The following is a 19,663-nucleotide window of genomic DNA, read 5'->3' as shown; positions in this document are numbered from 1 at the left end:
GTAACCCGATATCGTCGGGTTAGCGGGTTGCGCGCTGCAGCAGCAGCGACAGCTCGAAGAGGACGATGACCGAGCTGATCCAGCCTCCGCCGAAGGCGAAGGCAGCCGTGACGTCGCTCGCGTACGAGACGTCCGCGTATACTTCGGCGACGCCGACGAGCGCAACCGCGAGCAAGGTCGCGGCGGTCAGCACGGCTTGGGCCCACCAGAGAGCGGACGCCCGTCCCGCGAAGTAGGCCGACAAGCCGAAAACGATGACCGCGAGAATCGCGGGTTCGCTCGGGAAGGAGAAGAGGGCGCCGCCCGGCCCGGCGCTGCCGAACAGATGGCGGAGCGCCGTCTCGCCCGCGGCCCCTCCGGCCAGGCCGGCGGCGTAGAAGGGAATGGCCAGCGCCCGGTCCCGCTTACGTGCCCAGATCGCGATCAATGCCGCGACGATGAGGGCGGAGAACGTCTCCGGGCGGGCGAGCGTCAGCATGCCGTCCATGAAGCCTGCCCAGCTCCGGTCGAAGACCGAATGGACGACGAGGGGAGCGAGCTCGTCGAACTCCGCGAATTCGTGGCCGAGGAAGTCCTCGAGCACCGACAGCGCCCAGGTGACGGTGACGACGAAGGCGACGAACGAAGCCGCGATCGCCCACTCGAGCCGCCGGACGGTACGGAAGAAGGCCATCCCCTTCCCGATCCAGCGCAGGGCCGCGTCCTTGACGCGCAGCTTGCTTCGCTTGATCGCGTAATAGACCGCGAGACCGACGGCGGCGAGAACGCCGGCGAGAAGCAAATATTTCTTGATAGCCTGGTGGAAGTGCTCCCACTGCGGACCGAGAATTTTGCCCAGCGTGATGAACAGCCCCGTCCAGACGAGCGCCCCGGTGTACGCGTACAGGGCGAACGTGCGGAACGGCAGCCGCGTCACCCCGGCGAAGTAGCCGGTGAAGTGCCGGACGCCGGGAATGTAGTAGGCGATCAGCAGCACCTTGTTCCCATAGCGGTCGAACCAGGCCGACACCTTGTCCAGCTTGTCGGGACCGAGGTGAATGCGCGGCCCGAACCGCTCGAAGAACGGCCGGCCCGCCTTGTAGCCGATCCAATAGGCGCCCGTGACGCCCAGGCAGCTGCCGAGGCTCGCGGCCAGTATGCTCAGCGGCCAGTTCAGGGTGCCCTGGTAAACGAGCAGGCCCGCGTAGCTCATCAGGAACTCGCCGGGCAGAGGGAGAGCGAGCACTTCCAGCATAAGCCCGAGCGCCAAGATCCCGTAGCCGTAATGATCCATCAGATTTTGAAAAGGTCCCAAGTCCTCACCCCCGGAGAAGAGGTTGCCGGGTCCGCGAACCCGTCTCGATTCGTATCTCTAGCGATACCTATAGAATAGACGATCGAAGGCCCGATCACCAAACGGGCCGCAGGGATGGTTGGCTTGGCGTCGCCGGTCCGTTATGATGGGGATAACCCTTATCGACGAATAGAACAGGAGCTTGACCGATTATGCCGCATCTGCTGATCCGGGGCATCGCCCCCGAACGAATCCGGACCGTCGCCGGGCCGCTGACGGAGGAGCTCGCCGCCGTCTGCGAATGTCCGGCCGACTACTTCATGCTCGAATGTCTTCACGCGACGGCCGTCTCGCCCGAGGGCGAGCTCGTCTCTTCCTATCCTTTTATCGAGGTGGCTTGGTTCGACAGGGGCCTGGGAGCGCAGGACCGCTTCGCCCGGGCGGTCGACCGCCACGTTCGCCAGGCGCTCGGCCTGCCCGAGCTGGAGATCGCCTTCCGCGTCTACCGCGAGAGGGACTATTACGCCAACGGGGAGAGCTTCGGCGACGATCAAGCGCAAGACGCGCCGCCGCCGGAAGAGGAGCTGGAATCGCTGCGCCAGGCCAACCGCAAGCTCGCGGAGGAGCTCCGGAAGGCGAGGAAGGCGTTGTCCTCTTCGGCCGCGGGCGGCGCCATGTCGACCCGGCTAAGGGACGCGCTCCGGGAATAAGCGGCCGACAGCGTCATAAAAAAGACGCTACCTTTTGCCGGTCGGATAGGCTATAATTTCGTAAAGCGACGATGCTTGATCCACGGAATATTCATAGCGAGCAGGTGCCTTGCCGTCCTTCGCGGAGCGGCAAGGTTAAAAGGGAAGCCGGTGCGAATCCGGCGCGGTCCCGCCACTGTAAACCGGAGGCTCTCCTCAGCGACGCCACTGTTCCCGTTATGCGGAATGGGAAGGCGAGGAGCGCCGCGATCCGGCAGCCAGGAAACCTGCCTGCCCGCTGAGCCAAGGAACCCTTCGCGGAAAGGACCGGCTATATCGGGAATTCCATGGAACGGCGAGCCGATCGTCCGCGCCCCGGCGCGGCCGTCCAGCGCCCGCGAGTTCCCTTTTACCTGATTGGCTGGCCCCCTGTTTCCACGACGGAAGCAGGGGGCCTTCTTTTGTACGGGCTTCTTCCGGCGCGACTCGGCCCGGGGTTCAAGCGCTTCTCGCCATCATTCATGCCAGGAGAAGGGGAAGAGATTCAGATGAAGATTTTACGCAATTGGGGATTGATCCTGACGGCCGCGCTGCTGCTCGCGCTCGTCGCGGGCTGCGGCTCGAAGAACGACGAGACGAACGCCGGAGCCTCCGGTTCGCCTTCCGCTTCGGCCTCCGCTCCGGCGGCGACGGAGTCTGCTTCGGCCAGCCCGTCCGCTTCCGCGCCGGCCAGCGAAGGCGCCAAGAAGACGGAATACCCGCTCACCGTTCAGGACGCGACCGGCCAGACGTTCACGTTCGACAAGGCGCCGGAGCGCATCGTGTCGACGTCCCCGGCCGAGACGGAGATTCTGTTCGCGCTCGGACTCGGCGACAAGATCGTCGGCGTCTCCGACTACGACAACTATCCGGAGGAGACGAAGGATAAGCAGAAGGTCGGCGGCATCACGAAGCCGAACGAGGAAGCGATCGTCGGCCTGACGCCGGATCTTGTCGTGACGGGCATCTCGATGCCGGACGAAGTCGTGCAGAAGCTGCGCGGGCTGAAGCTGAACCTGTACAAGACCGAGCCGAAGACGCTGGACGACATCATGCAGGACATTCTCGACCTGGGCGTCGTCACCGACCGCCAGACGGAAGCCGAAGCTCTCGTCGCTTCCATGAAGGAAGACGTGAAGAAGGTGCAGGACGCGGTCGCCTCCGTCAAGCCGGAAGAGAAGAAGAAGGTGTATGTCGAGTTCGCTCCGGGCTGGACGGTCGGCAAGGGCGAGTTCATGGACGAGCTGATCACGATCGCGGGCGGCGTCAACATCGCGGGCGACACGACGGGCTGGAACGAGATCAGCGAAGAGAAAATCGTGCAGAGCAACCCCGACGTCATCCTGTTCACGCTCGGCGTCACGGACGACAAGTCCGGCAAGACGCTCGAAGAGATCATCCGCGGAAGAAGCGGCTGGGATCAGATCGCGGCGATCAAGAACGGCCGCGTCGTCGGCGTGGACCAGGACATCCTGTCCCGTCCGGGCCCGAGAATCACCCAAGGCCTGCTGGACGTGGCCAAGGCGATCTATCCGGATCTGGTGAAGTAAATGAATCGCAGACTGTGGCTATGGGGAGGAGCGGGAGCGCTGCTCCTTCTCTTCTCCGCCGTCGTCAGCCTCTCGATCGGAGCGGCGCGTCCGCGCGTCCCTTTGTCCGACGTCTGGGGCATTCTGCTGCACCAGGTGCCGGGGCTGTCCTCCTGGACGGAGGCCGTCTGGCCGGTATCCTCGGAGCAGATCATTCTGAAAATCCGCTTGCCCCGCGTCGCGCTGGACATTCTCGTCGGCGCTTGCTTGTCGTTGGCGGGGGCGGGTTTTCAGGGTGTTCTGCGCAATCCGCTCGCCGACCCGTACACGCTGGGCGTCGCTTCGGGATCGGCGGTGGGCGCCGCCTTCCTTATGCTGACGGGCATGCAATTCGCGGGACTCGGCCAGTGGACGATTCCCGTCGTCGCGTTCGGCACCGGACTGGTCAGCTTGTTCGTCGTGCTCCGGCTCGCGAGCGAGAACGGCAAAATCCGGATGGAGACGCTTCTGCTCTCCGGGGTCGTTTTGCAGGCTTTTCTAGGATCGATGGTGTCGTTCATGGTGTCGATCTCGGATAAGGTCGTCAACCAGATCGTCTTCTGGATGCTGGGCAGCCTCGCCCTCCGCGGCTGGCCGTTCGTCGGGGCGCTGCTGCCGTACTTGATCGTGGGCTTCGTCGTGCTGATGTTCTATGCCCGCTCGCTAAACCTGTTCGCGCTCGGCGAGAGGCAGGCCGCCCACCTGGGCGTCCGCGTCGAACGGACGAAGATCGTCGTTCTCGTCGTCAGCACGCTGATGACAGCCGGCGCGGTGTCGATCGCCGGGACGATCGGGTTCGTCGGGCTCGTCGTTCCGCATCTGGTGCGGCTCATGGCGGGGCCGGACTACCGGCTGCTCATTCCGCTGTCGGCGGTGCTCGGCGGCACGTACATGGTATGGGCGGACACGCTGGCGCGCACGGTGCTGAGTCCGACGGAGGTTCCGATCGGCGTCGTCACGGCGTTCATCGGGGCGCCGTTCTTCGCGTACCTGCTGCGGAGGAAGAAGGCGAGGGCTTAATGGCGCGGTGTTGGAAAAAAGGAAGCTTGGATCGCCGGTCGCTCCGGGAAAGTGGCCGGCGCTGAAGGTGGGCGGAGCGAAGGTGGCGGAGCGGCGAATGGAAGAGGACGGCGTGACGAAGGAGGCGAGCGGATGATCGATGCGGATAAGGTGCGCATGTCGTTCTCGGGAAGGCGCGTGCTGGACGACGTCGGCTTCTCCGTGCGCGGCGGCGAGTGCTTCGGCATTATCGGGCCGAACGGAAGCGGGAAGTCGACGCTGCTGAAGCTGCTCTCCGGCGTGGACGATCCGGAAGGCGGGGAGGTCCGGTTCGGAGGCAAGCCGGTCCGGGATTACGCGCGCAAGGAGCTGGCCCGCCGCATGGCGATGCTGGAGCAGGAGGCGCTGCCCGCGGTCGGGTTCACGGTTCGCGAGGTCGTCGAGATGGGCCGTTACCCGTACCAGAACTGGCTCGGGGACGAGGAAGGCGAGCCGGGCGGGCTTCTGGACGCCATTCTCGATAAGCTCGACTTGACCGGGCTCGCCGAACGGACGCTGGAGCATCTGAGCGGCGGCGAGAAGCAGCGGGTCGCGCTCGCCAAGGTGATGGCGCAGGAGCCGGAGCTGCTTATGCTTGACGAGCCGACGACGTACCTGGACATCGGGCGGCAGATTCAACTGATGGATCGGATCCAGGAGTGGCGGCGGGAAGCGGGCTTGACCGTAATCGCCGTGCTACACGACCTGAATCTGGCGGCGCTCTACTGCGACCGGCTGCTGCTGCTGCATCGCGGGCGGGTTGTCGGAATTGGGGAGCCCCGCGACATTCTGACTCCGGAGAAGCTGGCGGACGTGTACGGGATTGCCCCGATCGTGACGGAGCATCCCATCCGCGGCGTGCCGCAGGTGATGCTGCAGCCGGGCGGTTGGGAGAAGCGGCTCGCGGGGGAAGACCGGGATAACGGTCGGGTCGACGTTAGCCGAAGAGGATAAGCGATACGGAACTGCTGGGACTGTCGGAACTGCCAGAACTGACGGAACTGCCGGGATGATTAACGGGCCGACGGCGGTGCGGCAGGGATGACGGACGTGTTCGGAATTCATACGGTGGAGGGACTGGATATGGACAAGCTTCGGCAAACGATAGAAGCGATAAGGCCGCTCGACGAGGCGGCCATGAAGGAGACGGAGCGCAGGCTCGGCCGTCTGACGAAGCCGCCCGGGAGCCTCGGGCGGCTCGAGTCGCTGGCGGTGCAGCTGGCGGGGATCGCGGGCGCGACCGTCGATCGGCCGCCGCGGAAGGCGGTCGTCGTCATGGCGGCCGACCACGGCGTGTGCGAGGAAGGGGTCAGCGCGTTCCCGCAGGAGGTCACCGGGCAGATGGTGCTCAACTTCCTGGCCGGAGGAGCGGCGATCAACGTGCTGGCCCGCCAAGCGGGAGCGGAAGTGGTCTGCGTCGACATCGGGGTGAAGAGCGAGGTAGCGCATGAGAGCTTGCTCGTTCGCAAGGTTCGGGCGGGAACGGCCAATCTGGCGCGCGGAGCGGCGATGACGCGGGACGAAGCGGCCCGGGCGGTCGAGGTCGGCATCGGGCTGGCGGAAGAGCTGGCCGCGCGCGGCATCGGGCTGCTGGCGACCGGAGAGATGGGCATCGGCAATACGACGCCCAGCGCGGCGATGCTCGCCGTGTTCGGGGAGCTCGACCCGGCGGAGGCCGTCGGGCGCGGAACCGGCTTGGACGACGAAGGGCTGCGTCGCAAGTACGAGACCGTGAAGCGGGCGATCGAGACGAACCGGCCGAACCGGGACGACGTTCTGGACGTTATCGCCAAGGTCGGGGGGCTCGAGATCGCTGGCTTGGCGGGTTTGATTCTGGGAGCGGCGGCGAGAGGCGTGCCGGTCGTGATCGACGGCTTCATCTCGACCGTGGCGGCGATCGCCGCCGTGCGCTTCGCTCCGATCGCGCGGGAGTACCTGATTCCCTCGCATCTGTCGGAGGAGCGGGGGCATCGCCTGGCGCTTCGGGAGCTCGGCCTCGAGCCGATGCTGAACCTGGAGATGAGGCTGGGCGAAGGGACGGGAGCGGCGCTCGCGTTTCCCGTGATCGACGCGGCCTGCAACGTGCTGAGCCAGATGGCGACTTTCGACAGCGCGGGCATCTCGGAAGGCTGATCGGGACGATCGGATGATCGGGATGATCGGGACATCCCGGAGGAGGAGACGGAGAAGATGGTCGTTCTGGTAACGGGCGGAGCTCGCAGCGGCAAGAGCTCCTTCGCCGAGAAATACGCCGCTCATCAAGCGGAGAGAGGCATTTATATCGCAACGGCTCAGGCGCTCGACGCCGGAATGCGGGATCGAATCGCCCATCATCGCAGCCAGAGGGAGAGAACGGGCTTCCGCTGGGAGACGATCGAGGAACCGCTCGATTTGGTCGGGGCCCTTCGCCGCGCGTCGTCGGCTCCCGTCGTGCTCGTCGATTGCCTCACTCTCTGGCTGACGAACGTCCTCCTCGAGAAGGAGGACGAGGGAGAAGAGGCCGAGCGGCGGGTGATGCCGCGAATCGAGGAGCTGCGGAAGACGCTGGAGGCGTATCCCGGCCGGGCGATTCTCGTCACGAACGAGGTCGGGGACGGCATCGTGCCCGAATATCCGCTCGGCCGGCTGTACCGGGATTTAGCCGGCATTCTGAACCAGCGGATCGCCTCGGTCAGCGACGAAGTGTTCCTTGTGACGGCCGGCATTCCCGTCGAGCTTCGCCGGATCACTTACCGCTGGCCGGAAGATCGTTCATGATTTTCTACTCGGTTAAGGATACGGTCCTGATGGTTCTGCTCGCGGTCGTCGTCGACTGGCTCGTCGGCGATCCCGCGCGGATTCCGCATCCGGTCGTATGGATCGGCAAGCTGATCTCCCGGCTCGAACGCGTTTTGCTCCGTCCGGGCGACGGTGCCCGGAGGAAGAGGCTCGCGGGCGTCGTTCTGGCGCTGGCCGTCACGCTCATCTCGTTCGGGGCGATGTGGGGGATCGCGGCGCTTGCGACATGGGTTCATCCTTGGCTCGGCTTCGCGGCGAACGTCTGGTTCGTCTCGACGACGTTCGCGGTGAAGGGGCTGAAGCAGGCGGCGATGCGGGTGTACGAGCCTCTCGTCCGGGGCGACTTGAAGGAAGCGCGGGAGAAGGTCGGCTGGATCGTCGGCCGGGACACGCATTCGCTGGACGAGAAGGAAGTGTCGCGGGCGGCGGTGGAGACGGTGGCCGAGAACACGGTGGACGCCTTCGTCTCGCCGCTCGCGTTCGCGCTGCTCGGGGCGGCGCCGCTGGCGATGCTGTACCGGGCGGCGAACACGCTCGATTCGATGGTCGGGTATCGGAACGAGAAGTATCGGTTTTTCGGCTGGGCGTCGGCTCGGCTGGACGACGTTCTTAATTGGCTGCCGGCGCGGGCGACCGGCTGGCTGCTCGCTCTTGCGGCGGCGGCCGGGGCGAGCGGAGCGGGCCGAGCGAGCGGAATGGGCCGAGCGGGACTGGCGAGCTGGTCGGGCCGGGCGGGCTGGGCAGGGTTGCGGGCGTCGGCGGGCGCGAGGCGCGCCGTCCGGAAGTTCGCCCGGCTGCATCCGAGCCCGAACAGCGGCATTCCGGAGTCCGCCGTAGCGGGGGCTCTCGGCATCGAGCTCGGCGGCACGAACCGCTACGGGGACGTGGTCAGCGAGCGGGCGAGGATGGGCTGGCCTCTGCGCCCGCTCGAGGCCGGGGACATCGTTCGGGCGGTTCGGCTGCTGTACGGAGTGAGCTATATCATCGCGGGGGGATTGCTGTGCGTCTGGTGCTCGTTGGCGTTCGGAACGGGTTGAAGGCTTGGCTGGCCGCGCTGCAATTTCTGACGCGGCTGCCGGTGCCGGCCAAGCTGGCGGGGGCCGTCGGCGAGGAGGTGGACTTCCGCCGCAGTGTGGCGTGTTACCCGGCGGCCGGGCTCGTCATCGGCTTGCTGCTCGCGCTGGCCGGTTGGCTGCTCGGCTTGGCGCTGCCTCCATGGGTCGCCGCGGTTCTGGTAGCGACAATATGGATCGGCCTGTCCGGGGCGCTGCACTTGGACGGCCTGATGGACACGGCCGACGGGCTGCTCAGCCACCGGACCCGGGAGCGGATGCTGGAGATCATGAAGGACAGCCGGGTCGGCGCGATGGGCGTCGTCGCCGGCGTGCTCTCGGTGCTGCTGCGCGTCGCGCTGCTCGCGTCGCTGCTCCCGGCGCGGGGGGCGCTCGTCGCCTTCGCTTTGGCGACGATCCCGGTCTGGAGCCGCGCGTTCCTCGCGACCGCGATCGCGGGCTGGCCCTATGCGCGGGCCGGAAGCGGCGGCGGCCTCGGCGGCCTGTTCCGCGGCGCCGGGGCGAAGCACGCGCTGGCGGCCGCCATTCTGGCGGGCGCGATCACCGCGGCCGCGCTCGCCGCCTTCGGCATCTGGCCGCCGGGCGAAGCCGCGCTCGCGCTGCTCGTCATGGCCGCCGTCGCCTACGGAGTCGGCTGGCTTGTAGCCTTCGCCGTCTCACGCAAGCTCGGCGGCTTGACCGGCGACGTCTACGGCGCGCTGAACGAGTGCATCGAGCTCGCGCTCCTGCTCGCCGCCGTCGCGTACGTGTACAATGCTTGAGCTGTCCGGAGATCGTCTTGCGGAGCTTGCCGGGAGCAGTTCGCCGAAGAGATAGGCGGGCGCCCTTATCGTCCGCAGTTTGCGGAGGAAGCATGAAGAGAGTAACTGGATGACTCACATGAGGCGAATTGGTCGAAGTGTCGCGAAAGAGAGTAACCAGATTACTCACATGAGGCGAATTGGCCGAAGTCTCACGAAAGAGAGTAACTGGATGACTCACATGAGGCACATTGGCCGAAGTCTCGCAAAAGAGAGTAACCGGACGACTCACATGAGGCGCAATGGCTGAATTGTCGCGAAAGAGAGTAACTGGATGACGCACATGAGGCGAATTGGCCGAAGTGTCGCGAAAGAGAGTTGACTGGTCACGCCCATTCGGCGCGTGTGCAGTGGCATAAGTGGTAAACGGTAGCGAAATGAAGGAGGGAGCGCGATGCTCGAGAGATACGGACACGGGGGAGACTGGGTCACCGCCGAGGAGCGCTACGGCCGGCCGGAGACGGGGTGGCTCGACTTCAGCGCGAACATGAACCCGGCGGGGCCGCCGGAAGCGGTCGGGGCGATCTTCCGCGATCATTGGCGCGAGATCGCCCGCTATCCGGACCCGGCCGTGCGGGGGCTGCGCGCCAAGCTGGCGCGGGAGTACGGCATCCCGCCGGACGCCATCCTCGTCGGCAACGGGGCGGCCGAGCTGATCGACCTGGCCGTACGCGGCATCGGTCCGGCAAGCGCGCTGCTGGCGCAGCCCTCCTTCAAGGAATACGAAGACGCCTTGAAGAAGGCGGGCGTAGCTGTCCGGACGACCCGGCTTGCGAAGGAGCGGGACTATCTGCTGACGGATGCGGAGCTCGACTCGGCGATCAGCGTCCCTGGCGCTCCCGGCGTCGACAGGCCCGATTGCGTCTTCCTCGGCCATCCGAACAACCCGACGGGCCGCCTCGTCCCGCGCGAGACGATCGACCGGCTGCGACGGAACGCGTCCCTTCTGCTGCTGGACGAGGCGTTCATGGACTTCGTGCCGGAGGAAAAGGACGTCTCCCTCATCCGCGAAGCCGCGGAATCGGAACGGCTGATCGTGTTCCGCTCGATGACGAAGTTCTACGCGATCCCCGGCATCCGGCTCGGCTTCATGGTCGCTCACCCGAAGCGGATCGCGGAGCTCCGGGCGCTTCAGCCGCCGTGGAGCGTCAACTTCCTCGCCCAGCGCATCGGCGAAGCCGTGCTGGACGAGCGAGAGTACGCCGCACGGACCCGCGCCTGGCTGCGGGAGGAACGTCCCTGGCTGACCGGCCGCCTGCGGTCCCTCGGCATAGAAGCTTGCCCGAGCGACGTCAACTACTTGCTCGGCGAACTGCCGGCCGCGTCCGGCTGGACGGCGCGGACGCTGCAGGACCATCTGGCCGGCCGCGGCATCCTGATCCGCGACGCCTCCCTGTTCCAAGGGCTGAGCGAGCGCCACTTCCGCATCGCCGTCCGCCTGCGCGGCGAGAACGAGCGCCTGCTTCAAGAGCTGGAGCAGGCGCTCTCGAGAGGAGCGCCCGCCCATGTCTGAAGCCCGCACGCTCATGCTCCAGGGTACCGCGTCCGACGTGGGCAAAAGCATCCTGACCGCCGCCCTGTGCCGCATTTTCAAGCAGGACGGCTGCCGCGTCGCCCCGTTCAAGTCGCAGAACATGTCGAACAATTCCTACGTGACGCCGGACGGCAAGGAGATCGGGCGCGCCCAAGGGCTGCAGGCCGACGCCTGCGGCATCGAGGCGACGACCGACATGAACCCGATTCTGCTCAAGCCGACGAAGGAGATGGTGTCGCAGGTCGTCGTCCATGGGAAGCCGTACCGCGATCTCGACGCCCGGTCGTACCGCGAGCGGTATTTGCCGCAGGCCGAAGCGATCGTCAAGGAGTCGCTCGCCCGGCTTCGCGCAAGCTTCGATCTCGTCGTCATCGAGGGAGCGGGAAGCCCCGCCGAGATCAACCTGAAGGATCGGGATATCGTCAACATGCGCCTCGCCGGCTGGGCGGACGCTCCCGTAATCCTGGTCGCCGACATCGACCGCGGCGGCGTGTTCGCGTCCATCGTCGGCACGCTGGAGCTGCTGGAACCTCACGAGAGGGACCGCGTCCGCGGCATCGTCATCAACAAGTTCCGTGGGGACGTCTCCCTTCTGCGGCCCGGAGTGGAGTGGCTCGAACGCAAGATCGGCAAGCCGGTGCTGGGCGTCGTTCCCTTCCTCCCGGACATCGGCCTGGAGGACGAGGATTCGGCTTCCCTCGACGGCAAGCGGAATCGGAGCGCCTACGGCGCGGCGGCCCAAGCCGATCGGCCCATCGACATCGCGGTCGTCCGATACCCGCGCATCTCGAACTTCACCGACGTCGACGCCCTCGCCTCCGAGCCGGACGTCCGGCTCCGGTACGTCACCGACGTCCGGGAATGGGGCGAGCCGGACGCGGTCATTCTGCCCGGCAGCAAGAACACGGCCGAAGACCTGCTCTCGCTCCGCGAGTCCGGCTTGGAAGCGAAGCTTCTCTCCTACGCGGAGCGGGGAGGTCGGGTGGCGGGCATCTGCGGAGGGTACCAGATGATGGGCCTCAGGCTGCTCGACCCGCTCGGCGTCGAGACCGACCGAACGCGAACGGAAGGGTTGGGTTTGCTGCCGCTGGAGACGGCGTTCGCGAAGGAGAAGCGGACGGTGCGAGTTCGGGGCACGGTCGTCGCCGGCGAGGCCGACGCGATCGGACAGCCGGTGGAGGGCTACGAGATACATATGGGCGTTACCTCGAGCGTCGACACCGACATCGGCTCCGGCGTTCGCGGCTGGATTCGGTTGGAAGCGGACGTCAAGGACGCTCAAAATGCGAATGACGCGGCGGGGCGGAACGAACCGGGTCGCTCGATCGGCGCGAGTGTCGCGGATGACGCGGATCACCCGATTGGTTCGAATAACCCGAACGGAGCGGCAGACTTGCATATCGACCGTGAAACCCGGCTCGAGGGTGCAGCGACGCAGGACGGCCGGATTTGGGGGACGTACGTGCACGGCATTTTCGACAATGACGGGTTCCGGAGAGCTTGGCTGAACGGGATTCGCCGGGACAAGGGGCTGGACCCGCTGGGGGCGGAGACGGCGTACCGGGACGGCCGGGAGGCGGCGTTCGACCGGCTCGCGGACCACGTCCGGCGGCATCTCGACGTCCCGGCAATCTATCGAATTCTAGAAGGAGGTTGAGAGAGATGGAGTCGAACAAGCCGAGCAAGGAACGGGGGCTTGTGCTCGTCTACACCGGCGACGGCAAAGGCAAGACGACGGCCGCGGTCGGGTTGGCGGTGCGGGCGGCGGGACGCGGGAAGCGGGCGCTCATCATCCAGTTCATCAAGTCGCCCCAGCGCTCGTACGGCGAGCAGATCGCGCTGAGCAAGCTGGGGATCGAGATGGTGCAGACGGGAGTCGGGTTCACGTGGACGAAGACGCCGGAGGAGCACCGGGCCGCCTTGCGCGAGGGATGGAGCTTCGCCAAGGAGCGAATCGAAGCCGGAGCGGCGGACCTGATCATTCTCGATGAGATCAACAACGCGCTCGCCATCGATCGGTTCCCGGTAGACGACGTGCTGCCGCTCGCCGATGTGCTCGAGACGATCCTTAATCGCCCGCGCGGCATGCACATCGTGTTGACGGGACGAAGCGCGCACCCCGACGTCATTCGGGCCGCCGACCTGGTCACGGAGATGCAGCCGGTGAAGCATTATTACGACGAAGGCGTGCCTGCGGTCATGGGGATTGAAATGTAGGGAATTCCAAGCCGATCAAAAATTTTTTTCCTCTCATTCCTCAACAAAATGTTACGTAATGTCTCTATCATCTCTATCGAAATCGTCCTCTCAACCTCCTTGCGGCAAGGAGGTTTTTGTCGTTTTGTCCACCTATTCCGCGAAAAAATAGGCTTTTCCTCCTCTTCCTTCGCCCGTCCATTAGCGAAACCTTCTGTATCGTTCTTGCGTTTTATGTTCATCAATTCCAACCGTACGCTCCCAAGCTTACGGATAAAAGGAGGATATGCATGAACTTCATGCGCAAGGCTCTCCTGTCGCTCCTGCTGATCGCCCTAGTCGTTCCGGTATGGACGGCGGCCGGGGCGCAGACGCTCACGACCGAGGAGAAGTTCCAGGCTCTCAAGGAGAAAGGCATCTTCACCGGCGTCGGCGACGGCAGCTCGCGGCTGAACGACCCGATGACGCGCGAGCAATTCGCGGCCGTGCTGTCCCGCCTATGGGGGCTCGAGGAAGAGAAGCCGACCCGGCCGACGTTCGCGGACGTATTGAAGACCCGCTGGTCGTACTCGAGCATCGAGGCGGTCAGCAAGGCAGGGCTTATGCAAGGCATCGGCAATGGCAAGTTCGCCCCGCTGGCGCAAGTGACGGTCGAGCAGCTCGCCGCCGTATTCGTCCGCGCTTACGGCTACGAGGGCCCGGGCGCCACCCCGGTGCGCGGCAAGGCCTCGCTGTGGGCGAGAGGAGCGGTCAGCATCGCGCTCGACCACGGCTTCATTCCCGAGAGAAGCGACTACACGGCCAACGCGACGCGGGCGCTGCTCGTCGAAGCGGCCTACGCGGCCGAACAGGGAACGAACGTCAAGAAGCTGTCGGTCGACTCCGTACAGCCGCTCTCCAACAGCACGATTCAGGTGAAGCTGAACCAGGCGGTCGAGAGAGCCGAGGTGTCCCGCTTCTCGCTCGTCAACGAGCAAGGAGGCTCCATCGCCGTTCTCCGCACGGACCTGTCGTCGGACGGCAAGACCGTCACCGTCTACACCGGCCCGCAGAGCCCGTATATCATCCACACGCTGTATATCGACGGCGAAGGCTGGCGCTACACCTCCCTGCAGGATTCTTCGAGCGGCGGAGGCTCCGACAACGGGGATAACACCCGGCCGAGAGTCGCGTCCGTCACCGCCACCGGCGACCGGACGCTCAAGATCGTGTTCTCCGAGTCGGTCACCCGCTCGTCCGCGACCGATCCGGACAATTACGAGATCACGCGCGGCGATCTGGACCTGAGGTCGTTCGAGCTGGACGACGACCGCAGGACGGTGTGGATCTCGACGTCCGACCAGGAGGACGGCTACACGTACCGGCTGACCGTCCGGGGCGTCCGCGACTTGTCCGGCAACGTCATGACGTCGAGAACCGATCTGACGTTCACGGGCAACGACGACGAATCGAGACCGACGGTCAAGTCGGTGACGAACAACGGCAACAATTCGATCAAGGTCGTGTTCAGCGAGAAAATCGATTCGGGCGACGCCCGCGACACCGACAATTACCGTCTCGACAACGATCTGTACGTGACGAAGGCGACGCTTGCGGGCGATGGGCTCACCGTAACCTTGTACACGAACGAGCAGAAGAACGGCCAGACCTACAGGCTGACGATCCGGGATATCGCCGACCTGTCCGGCAACGTCATGGATACGAAGACCTTCGAGTTCAAGGGGCTCAACGATCACGACAAGCCGACCGTCCGTTCCGTCACGGTGCTCGCGAACTCCACCGTCAAGGTGCAGTTCAGCGAGAAGGTGAACGAGTCCCAAGCGACGACCAAGAGCAATTATTCCATCGACAACGGGTTGTCCGTGCTGAACGCCGTCCTGAACAATGACGGGGACGCCGTCATTCTGACGACCTCGAAGCAGAAGGACGGAGTGCTCTACAACCTGACCGTGAAGGGAATCTCCGACCTCGCCGGCAATGTCATGGAGAAGCAGACGGATCTGTACTTCGGCGGGCTCGTCGACAATACGCCTCCCGAGGTGACCAGCATCAAGGCCGGAACGAAGCAGGTCGTGCTGACGTTCAGCGAGAGGCTGGACAGCGCTTCGGCGACCCGCGCGTCCAACTACAAGCTGGACGGAGGACTTGGCACCCCGAAGAGCGCCAAGTACGATGACGCCAAGCGCACGGTGACGCTCGAGACCGCGGCGCAGACGCCGGGCGCCGTCTACACGGTGACGATTAACCAGGTGAAGGATCTCAGCGGATTGACGATCAAGGCGGACACCCGTCTGCAGTTCGTCGGCGTCGATTCGGGCACGGGAGCTTCGATCGCGGTTCAATCGATCTCCGTCGTCGACAAGAATACGGTGCAGATTACGTTCAGCCGGGCGCTGTACGACGCGAACGTGGCCGGGCTGAAGCTCGCCGTCGTCAAGGACAACGGCGGCGATATGTCCAACGAAGGCTGGCAATCGTACGTCTCGCGCAAGCCGGATACGGACAACGTCGTTCTCGTTCAATTCCGCACCGAGAAGAACGCCAACCCGTCGCTGTTCCAGCCGGGGCACGCCTATGTCGGCGAAGTGACGGGCGTCGACGGCCTGCGGACCGACGACGGCGCGAACCGGAAGCCGTTCGCCGGAACCGAGAAGGAGAACCCGGCGCCGTACGCCTCCAAGGTCGCCGCCGTGAACGACCGGGCCGTCAAGGTCACCTTCAGCGAGCCGGTCAAGGGCGTGAGCAAGGACGGCTTCCGCATTTTAGACCATGAAGGAGAGCCCTTGAAAATTCTGTCCGACAACGTGGGCGATCCGAACCGCGTCGTCTCCGAAGCGACGCTGTACCTGGACGACGCGCTCCGCTCCGGAAGGACGTACAAGATGCAGTTCCGCGACAGCGTCACCGACGCGGCCGGCTGGAACGCGATTCGGACGACGGAAGATTCGAAGCCGTACGAGGTTCCGTTCGCCGGCACTTCCTCGGGCAACGCCGCTCCGCGCATCGACAAGGTGACGTCGCCCGACCGCTACACGTTCGTCATTCAATTCACGGAGCCGGTGCGGATCGGGGATACGAAGGGCTTCTCGCTCTACAACGAGACGAACCGCGAAGAGATCGACATCGGCGAGGACGGCTACGCCCTCTACGTGCCGTCCGCCGACCGCACGTCGCTGACGGTGTACCTGAATTCGACCAAGGATCAGCGGCTGCAGTCGGGCAAGAGGTACCGGCTCGAGTTCGACTCCCGTCATGGCGACATCACGGACGATCAGGGCGAACCGCTGCGCGGCTCCTCCGATCCGATCGAAGCGACGTTCGCTTCTTCGGGAACGGAGAACGCAAGGCCTTCCGTCGCGAAGGTGGAGGCGAGAGGCACGCTTATACTGGTCACGTTCGGGGAAGCGATCAGAGGTTATACGAACCAGACGAACCTGTTCGACATCGAAGTCGGCGGCCAATCCGTCAAGCCGTCTTCGGGCTCGCTCCAAGGGCCGAACGCCATCGCTCTCAAGGTGCCCGCGCTGACCTCGGGACAGATCGGCAAGCTGCGCGTCAATTCCGAAGGGGAGAAGGTCATCCGGGACCTTAACCAGCAAGCGCCGGCAACCGACGAGGTCTCGTTCGGAGTCCAGTAAGCCGGCGATTCGCCTAACGCAAAACCTCTTGGCCCGGCGCCAAGAGGTTTTGTCGTTATTGCCCCGATCGCCCAACTCACCACTTACCCCGAATTACCCGACTTTCCCGACTCCCCCCCAACTCGCCCCGACTCACCCGGCCCCTTCGCGACCGGTGCCCCCTTCTCGAACGCGCCCCCCAAGCCATCGTCAACAAATCGTACCAATATGAAGGTACGGCAGGCGGCAGGTTAGCCCTTTGGAGTCATTCGGCTCCGGGGGCTTTATGTTTATGATGAGGCTATATCCGAGGGACGAGGGGGCATTCCGATGATCCAGCCCTGCCGGGTGCTCGTGGTGGACGACCATAAGCATGCCAGGGAAGCCATGCGAATCTTGCTTGACCAGGATCCGTTGTTCCAATGCGTCGGCGAAGGCTGCAGCGGGGAGGAGGCGCTTCGGCTCGCCGACGAGCGGCAGCCTGAGATGATCCTGATGGACATCAACATGAAGGGAATGGACGGCCTGGAAGCGACGAAGGCGATCAAGGCCAGGCATCCTTCCGTCAAGATCGTCATCGTCACCATCTCCGACGACGCCGTTCACTTGTTCGACTCTCTCAAGAAGGGGGCTTCGGGGTATCTGATCAAAAACCTGAACCCTTCCTCCTGGCTCGATTATTTGAAGGCGGTGGCGCTGGACGAGGTTCCGCTGTCCCGGGAGATCGCTCAGCGCATGCTGCAGGAGTTCGTTCAGCAGCAAGAGAGGTCGTCCTCCTCTTATGCGCCCGTCACGGCCAGAGAGAAGGAGATTCTCTCCTGGATCGCTAAGGGAGCCTCGAACCGCGAGATCGCCGAGCGGCTGTTCATCTCGGAGCATACCGTCAAGAACCATTTGAAAAACATCCTGCACAAGCTGCACCTGGACAATCGGGTCCAACTCGCGCGATATGCCATCGAGAACCGGATTTTATAGGGGAGGCAATCGCAGCCCATTCGCCGCGACTCGCCGCGGGAATGGCTCTTCCGAGTCACTCTGCTCCTTCTGCGGATTGGATGCAATGAGCCGTGCCGGGATGAGCGATCGGATGAGAGAGAGGAGGGGAGAACGATAAAACGCCGGACTACCGTCAGGAGAAGCTTGGCGGTTAAAGCCGCCTTGGCGATCGCCATCGTCATGGCCGCCAGCCTGCCGCAGCCGTTCGCGAGCGCGAAGGAAGCGGTCCCGCTGCAGCCCTTGATCGACCGGACCGTGGCCGGGGAGACGCTCGTTCTCGAGAGCGGCTGGACCTACGCGGGGCCCGCCGTCGTCCGCCGAGCGATCGCGATCCGTTCGGACGGCGAAGCGATCGTCGAGAACGGAGGCGCCCTTCCCGCGATTACGCTGGAAGCGGACGGGGTCGTTCTGAAGGATCTTCGCATCCGGGACCTGCAGAAGGACCCGAAGCAGCCGGCCGTTCTCGTGCTCTCGGATCGCAACCGGATCGAGGGGGTGCGGATCGAGACGCGGGCGGGGGGCATCTACCTGCGGAACGCCGACGACAACGAGATCCGGAACAACCGGATCGAAGGAGCGAGCGCCGGAGGCCGGAAGATCGCCTACTCGAAGCGCGGCAACGGCATCGATCTGCTCGCTTCGGCCCGCAACGTCATCGAAGGCAACGAGCTTGTCCGCGTGCACGACGGGGTCTATCTCGAGAGCAGCAACGAGACCCTCGTGACGAACAACTTCGCGGCCGATTCGCGCTACGGCTATCACATCATGTTCTCGGGCAAGCCGCAGCTGCTGGGCAACGCGGGCGAGAGGAACGTGACCGGCGGCATGGTCATGAGCGTCGAAGGGGCGATCGTCCGGGGCAACCGGTTCGTCAAGCAGTCGGAGAACGTCAACTCGCAAGGGATTCTGCTCTACGACGTTCACCGCTCGGAGATCAGCCGCAACCGCGTCGAAGGCAACCGGGTCGGCTTCTACATCGAGAACTCGACGGAGAACTCCTTGACGGACAACGAGACGATCCGCAACTTCGTCGGGCTGCAGATGATCCGATCGACGGGCAACCTCTTCCGCCATAGCGAGTTCGCCGGCAACGTCATCCAGGCCCAATCGACGGACAGCGAGGATAATCGGTTCGAAGGCAACTACTGGGACGACTTCGCGGGCCTGGACGCGAACGGCGACGGCTACAGCGATCTGAGCTACGAGATCGATCCTTTTTTCCTTCAGCTGACGAAGGATTTCGAGCCTTTCCAAATTTTCTTCCAATCGCCCGGATTACCGTTCCTCGAGCAGATGTTCCATGCCGATACGGCCCGTTGGCTGAAGGATGCCCGTCCGCTGATGGAGCCGCCGTTCCGGGAATCGGCGGAAGCGGGCTTCGGCGGCCGATGGCCGACGCTGCTTGCGGGACTCCTGCTTTTCGCGGCGTGTCTAATAATCATATACCGATGGGGGTATCGCCAAAATCATGAGTAAAAAGACTTCGTTTCTTATCCTATTCGTTATCGCCTTGTCGCTGGCGCTGTCCGGATGCGGCCAAACGAAATACGAGCCGGTCGCCATCGACGAGAACGTGGACAAATGCCCGGTCTGCAACATGGCCGTCGCCGACGATCAATTCGCGACCGAGATTATTCTGAAGAACAAGAAGGCGCTCAAATTCGACGATCTCGGCGACCTGCACGTCTGGCGCGAGCAGAACGGCACGGACGACATCGGCGAACAGTTCGTCCGCGATTACCACACGAAGGAATGGGTGAAGCTGAGCGAAGCGACCTATGTGTTCGATCGGTCGATTCGGACTCCGATGGCGTTCAACGTCATCTCCTTCAAGGAGAAAAAGGACGCGGAAGCGTTCGTCGCCGAGCTGGGCAAGGGACAAATCCTGACCGCCAAGGAGCTGGAGAGCCACAAGTGGGAGCCCAACGAAGAGATGATGAAGGCGATGATGAGCGAGCATGCCGACGCCATGAAGGGGATGATGGACGGCGGAGACGATGCCCATGAAGGCGGCATGAGCATGGGCACGGGCGCCGAATCCGGCGAATAGGGGGCGGTAGAC

General features: G+C 64.5%; 17 protein-coding genes and 1 riboswitch. Of the genes, 16 read left to right on the top strand and 1 reads right to left on the bottom strand.

Annotated features, from left to right (window positions below; translation table 11 throughout):
* Positions 1 to 19 precede the first annotated feature (19 nt).
* A complete protein-coding gene (locus H7B90_RS24245; RefSeq protein WP_185138473.1) occupies positions 20 to 1,294 on the bottom strand; it encodes a VTT domain-containing protein in 1,275 nt (424 codons plus the stop codon).
* Between the two features lie 191 nt (positions 1,295 to 1,485).
* Here H7B90_RS24245 and H7B90_RS24240 point away from each other — a divergent pair, with 191 nt between their 5' ends.
* From H7B90_RS24240 to H7B90_RS24170, 16 genes are all read left to right on the top strand, one after another.
* A complete protein-coding gene (locus H7B90_RS24240) occupies positions 1,486 to 1,983 on the top strand; it encodes a DUF1904 family protein (protein ID WP_185138472.1) in 498 nt (165 codons plus the stop codon).
* A gap of 85 nt (positions 1,984 to 2,068) precedes the next feature.
* A riboswitch (cobalamin riboswitch) is annotated at positions 2,069 to 2,271 on the top strand.
* A 239-nt stretch (positions 2,272 to 2,510) separates the two neighbouring features.
* Positions 2,511 to 3,551 (top strand): ABC transporter substrate-binding protein, encoded by a 1,041-nt coding sequence (locus H7B90_RS24235; RefSeq protein ID WP_185138471.1) that lies wholly within the window; start codon positions 2,511 to 2,513, stop codon positions 3,549 to 3,551.
* Complete coding sequence (locus H7B90_RS24230) at positions 3,552 to 4,589, top strand: FecCD family ABC transporter permease (protein WP_185138470.1); 1,038 nt, start codon at positions 3,552 to 3,554, stop codon at positions 4,587 to 4,589.
* A gap of 7 nt (positions 4,590 to 4,596) precedes the next feature.
* Positions 4,597 to 4,725 carry a hypothetical protein gene (locus H7B90_RS33145; RefSeq protein WP_260411186.1) on the top strand — a complete coding sequence of 43 codons (129 nt, stop codon included), beginning with the start codon at positions 4,597 to 4,599 and terminating at the stop codon, positions 4,723 to 4,725.
* Entirely contained in the window at positions 4,722 to 5,561 is an 840-nt protein-coding gene (locus H7B90_RS24225; protein ID WP_185138469.1) for a heme ABC transporter ATP-binding protein, read from the top strand. Before H7B90_RS33145 ends, H7B90_RS24225 begins: the two co-directional genes overlap by 4 nt.
* Before the next feature lie 87 nt (positions 5,562 to 5,648).
* A complete protein-coding gene (cobT, locus tag H7B90_RS24220) occupies positions 5,649 to 6,740 on the top strand; it encodes a nicotinate-nucleotide--dimethylbenzimidazole phosphoribosyltransferase (RefSeq protein ID WP_376701757.1) in 1,092 nt (363 codons plus the stop codon).
* Positions 6,741 to 6,797: 57 nt separating this feature from the next.
* Positions 6,798 to 7,364: a bifunctional adenosylcobinamide kinase/adenosylcobinamide-phosphate guanylyltransferase gene (gene cobU, locus H7B90_RS24215; protein ID WP_185138468.1), complete on the top strand. Its 567-nt coding sequence runs from the start codon at positions 6,798 to 6,800 to the stop codon at positions 7,362 to 7,364.
* The gene (cbiB, locus tag H7B90_RS24210; protein ID WP_185138467.1) at positions 7,361 to 8,422 is read left to right on the top strand and encodes an adenosylcobinamide-phosphate synthase CbiB; all 1,062 of its coding nucleotides are present in this window, start codon (positions 7,361 to 7,363) and stop codon (positions 8,420 to 8,422) included. The genes cobU and cbiB overlap by 4 nt, the downstream gene beginning before the upstream one ends.
* A complete protein-coding gene (cobS, locus tag H7B90_RS24205; protein ID WP_311772801.1) occupies positions 8,386 to 9,219 on the top strand; it encodes an adenosylcobinamide-GDP ribazoletransferase in 834 nt (277 codons plus the stop codon). Before cbiB ends, cobS begins: the two co-directional genes overlap by 37 nt.
* Before the next feature lie 433 nt (positions 9,220 to 9,652).
* Complete coding sequence (gene cobD / locus H7B90_RS24200) at positions 9,653 to 10,771, top strand: threonine-phosphate decarboxylase CobD (RefSeq protein ID WP_185138466.1); 1,119 nt, start codon at positions 9,653 to 9,655, stop codon at positions 10,769 to 10,771.
* The gene (locus H7B90_RS24195; RefSeq protein WP_185138465.1) at positions 10,764 to 12,449 is read left to right on the top strand and encodes a cobyric acid synthase; all 1,686 of its coding nucleotides are present in this window, start codon (positions 10,764 to 10,766) and stop codon (positions 12,447 to 12,449) included. Before cobD ends, H7B90_RS24195 begins: the two co-directional genes overlap by 8 nt.
* Positions 12,450 to 12,454: 5 nt before the next feature.
* Positions 12,455 to 13,009: a cob(I)yrinic acid a,c-diamide adenosyltransferase gene (locus tag H7B90_RS24190; protein WP_185138464.1), complete on the top strand. Its 555-nt coding sequence runs from the start codon at positions 12,455 to 12,457 to the stop codon at positions 13,007 to 13,009.
* 269 nt (positions 13,010 to 13,278) lie between these two features.
* Complete coding sequence (locus tag H7B90_RS24185; RefSeq protein ID WP_185138463.1) at positions 13,279 to 16,626, top strand: Ig-like domain-containing protein; 3,348 nt, start codon at positions 13,279 to 13,281, stop codon at positions 16,624 to 16,626.
* Positions 16,627 to 16,935: 309 nt separating this feature from the next.
* Complete coding sequence (locus H7B90_RS24180; RefSeq protein WP_185138462.1) at positions 16,936 to 17,580, top strand: response regulator; 645 nt, start codon at positions 16,936 to 16,938, stop codon at positions 17,578 to 17,580.
* A gap of 165 nt (positions 17,581 to 17,745) precedes the next feature.
* Positions 17,746 to 19,077, top strand: coding sequence for a right-handed parallel beta-helix repeat-containing protein (locus H7B90_RS24175; protein ID WP_185138461.1), 1,332 nt, complete (start codon positions 17,746 to 17,748; stop codon positions 19,075 to 19,077).
* Positions 19,070 to 19,651 carry a nitrous oxide reductase accessory protein NosL gene (locus H7B90_RS24170; protein WP_185138460.1) on the top strand — a complete coding sequence of 194 codons (582 nt, stop codon included), beginning with the start codon at positions 19,070 to 19,072 and terminating at the stop codon, positions 19,649 to 19,651. Before H7B90_RS24175 ends, H7B90_RS24170 begins: the two co-directional genes overlap by 8 nt.
* Positions 19,652 to 19,663: the final 12 nt, after the last annotated feature.

This window comes from Cohnella xylanilytica (assembly GCF_014212175.1).
In the GTDB taxonomy this organism is placed as follows: domain Bacteria; phylum Bacillota; class Bacilli; order Paenibacillales; family Paenibacillaceae; genus Cohnella; species Cohnella xylanilytica.
Note: the sequence above shows the minus strand (reverse complement) of the source record. Positions and strands in the feature narration are given on the sequence as shown.

Coding starts and splice junctions, on each gene's coding strand:
- H7B90_RS24240 (WP_185138472.1), top strand. CDS start 1,486: ATGCCGCATCTGCTGATCCGGGGCATCGCCCCCGAACGAATCCGGACC.
- H7B90_RS24190 (WP_185138464.1), top strand. CDS start 12,455: ATGGAGTCGAACAAGCCGAGCAAGGAACGGGGGCTTGTGCTCGTCTAC.
- H7B90_RS24225 (WP_185138469.1), top strand. CDS start 4,722: ATGATCGATGCGGATAAGGTGCGCATGTCGTTCTCGGGAAGGCGCGTG.
- H7B90_RS24180 (WP_185138462.1), top strand. CDS start 16,936: ATGATCCAGCCCTGCCGGGTGCTCGTGGTGGACGACCATAAGCATGCC.
- H7B90_RS24185 (WP_185138463.1), top strand. CDS start 13,279: ATGAACTTCATGCGCAAGGCTCTCCTGTCGCTCCTGCTGATCGCCCTA.
- H7B90_RS24235 (WP_185138471.1), top strand. CDS start 2,511: ATGAAGATTTTACGCAATTGGGGATTGATCCTGACGGCCGCGCTGCTG.
- cbiB (WP_185138467.1), top strand. CDS start 7,361: ATGATTTTCTACTCGGTTAAGGATACGGTCCTGATGGTTCTGCTCGCG.
- cobD (WP_185138466.1), top strand. CDS start 9,653: ATGCTCGAGAGATACGGACACGGGGGAGACTGGGTCACCGCCGAGGAG.
- cobT (WP_376701757.1), top strand. CDS start 5,649: ATGACGGACGTGTTCGGAATTCATACGGTGGAGGGACTGGATATGGAC.
- H7B90_RS24195 (WP_185138465.1), top strand. CDS start 10,764: ATGTCTGAAGCCCGCACGCTCATGCTCCAGGGTACCGCGTCCGACGTG.
- H7B90_RS24170 (WP_185138460.1), top strand. CDS start 19,070: ATGAGTAAAAAGACTTCGTTTCTTATCCTATTCGTTATCGCCTTGTCG.
- H7B90_RS24230 (WP_185138470.1), top strand. CDS start 3,552: ATGAATCGCAGACTGTGGCTATGGGGAGGAGCGGGAGCGCTGCTCCTT.
- cobU (WP_185138468.1), top strand. CDS start 6,798: ATGGTCGTTCTGGTAACGGGCGGAGCTCGCAGCGGCAAGAGCTCCTTC.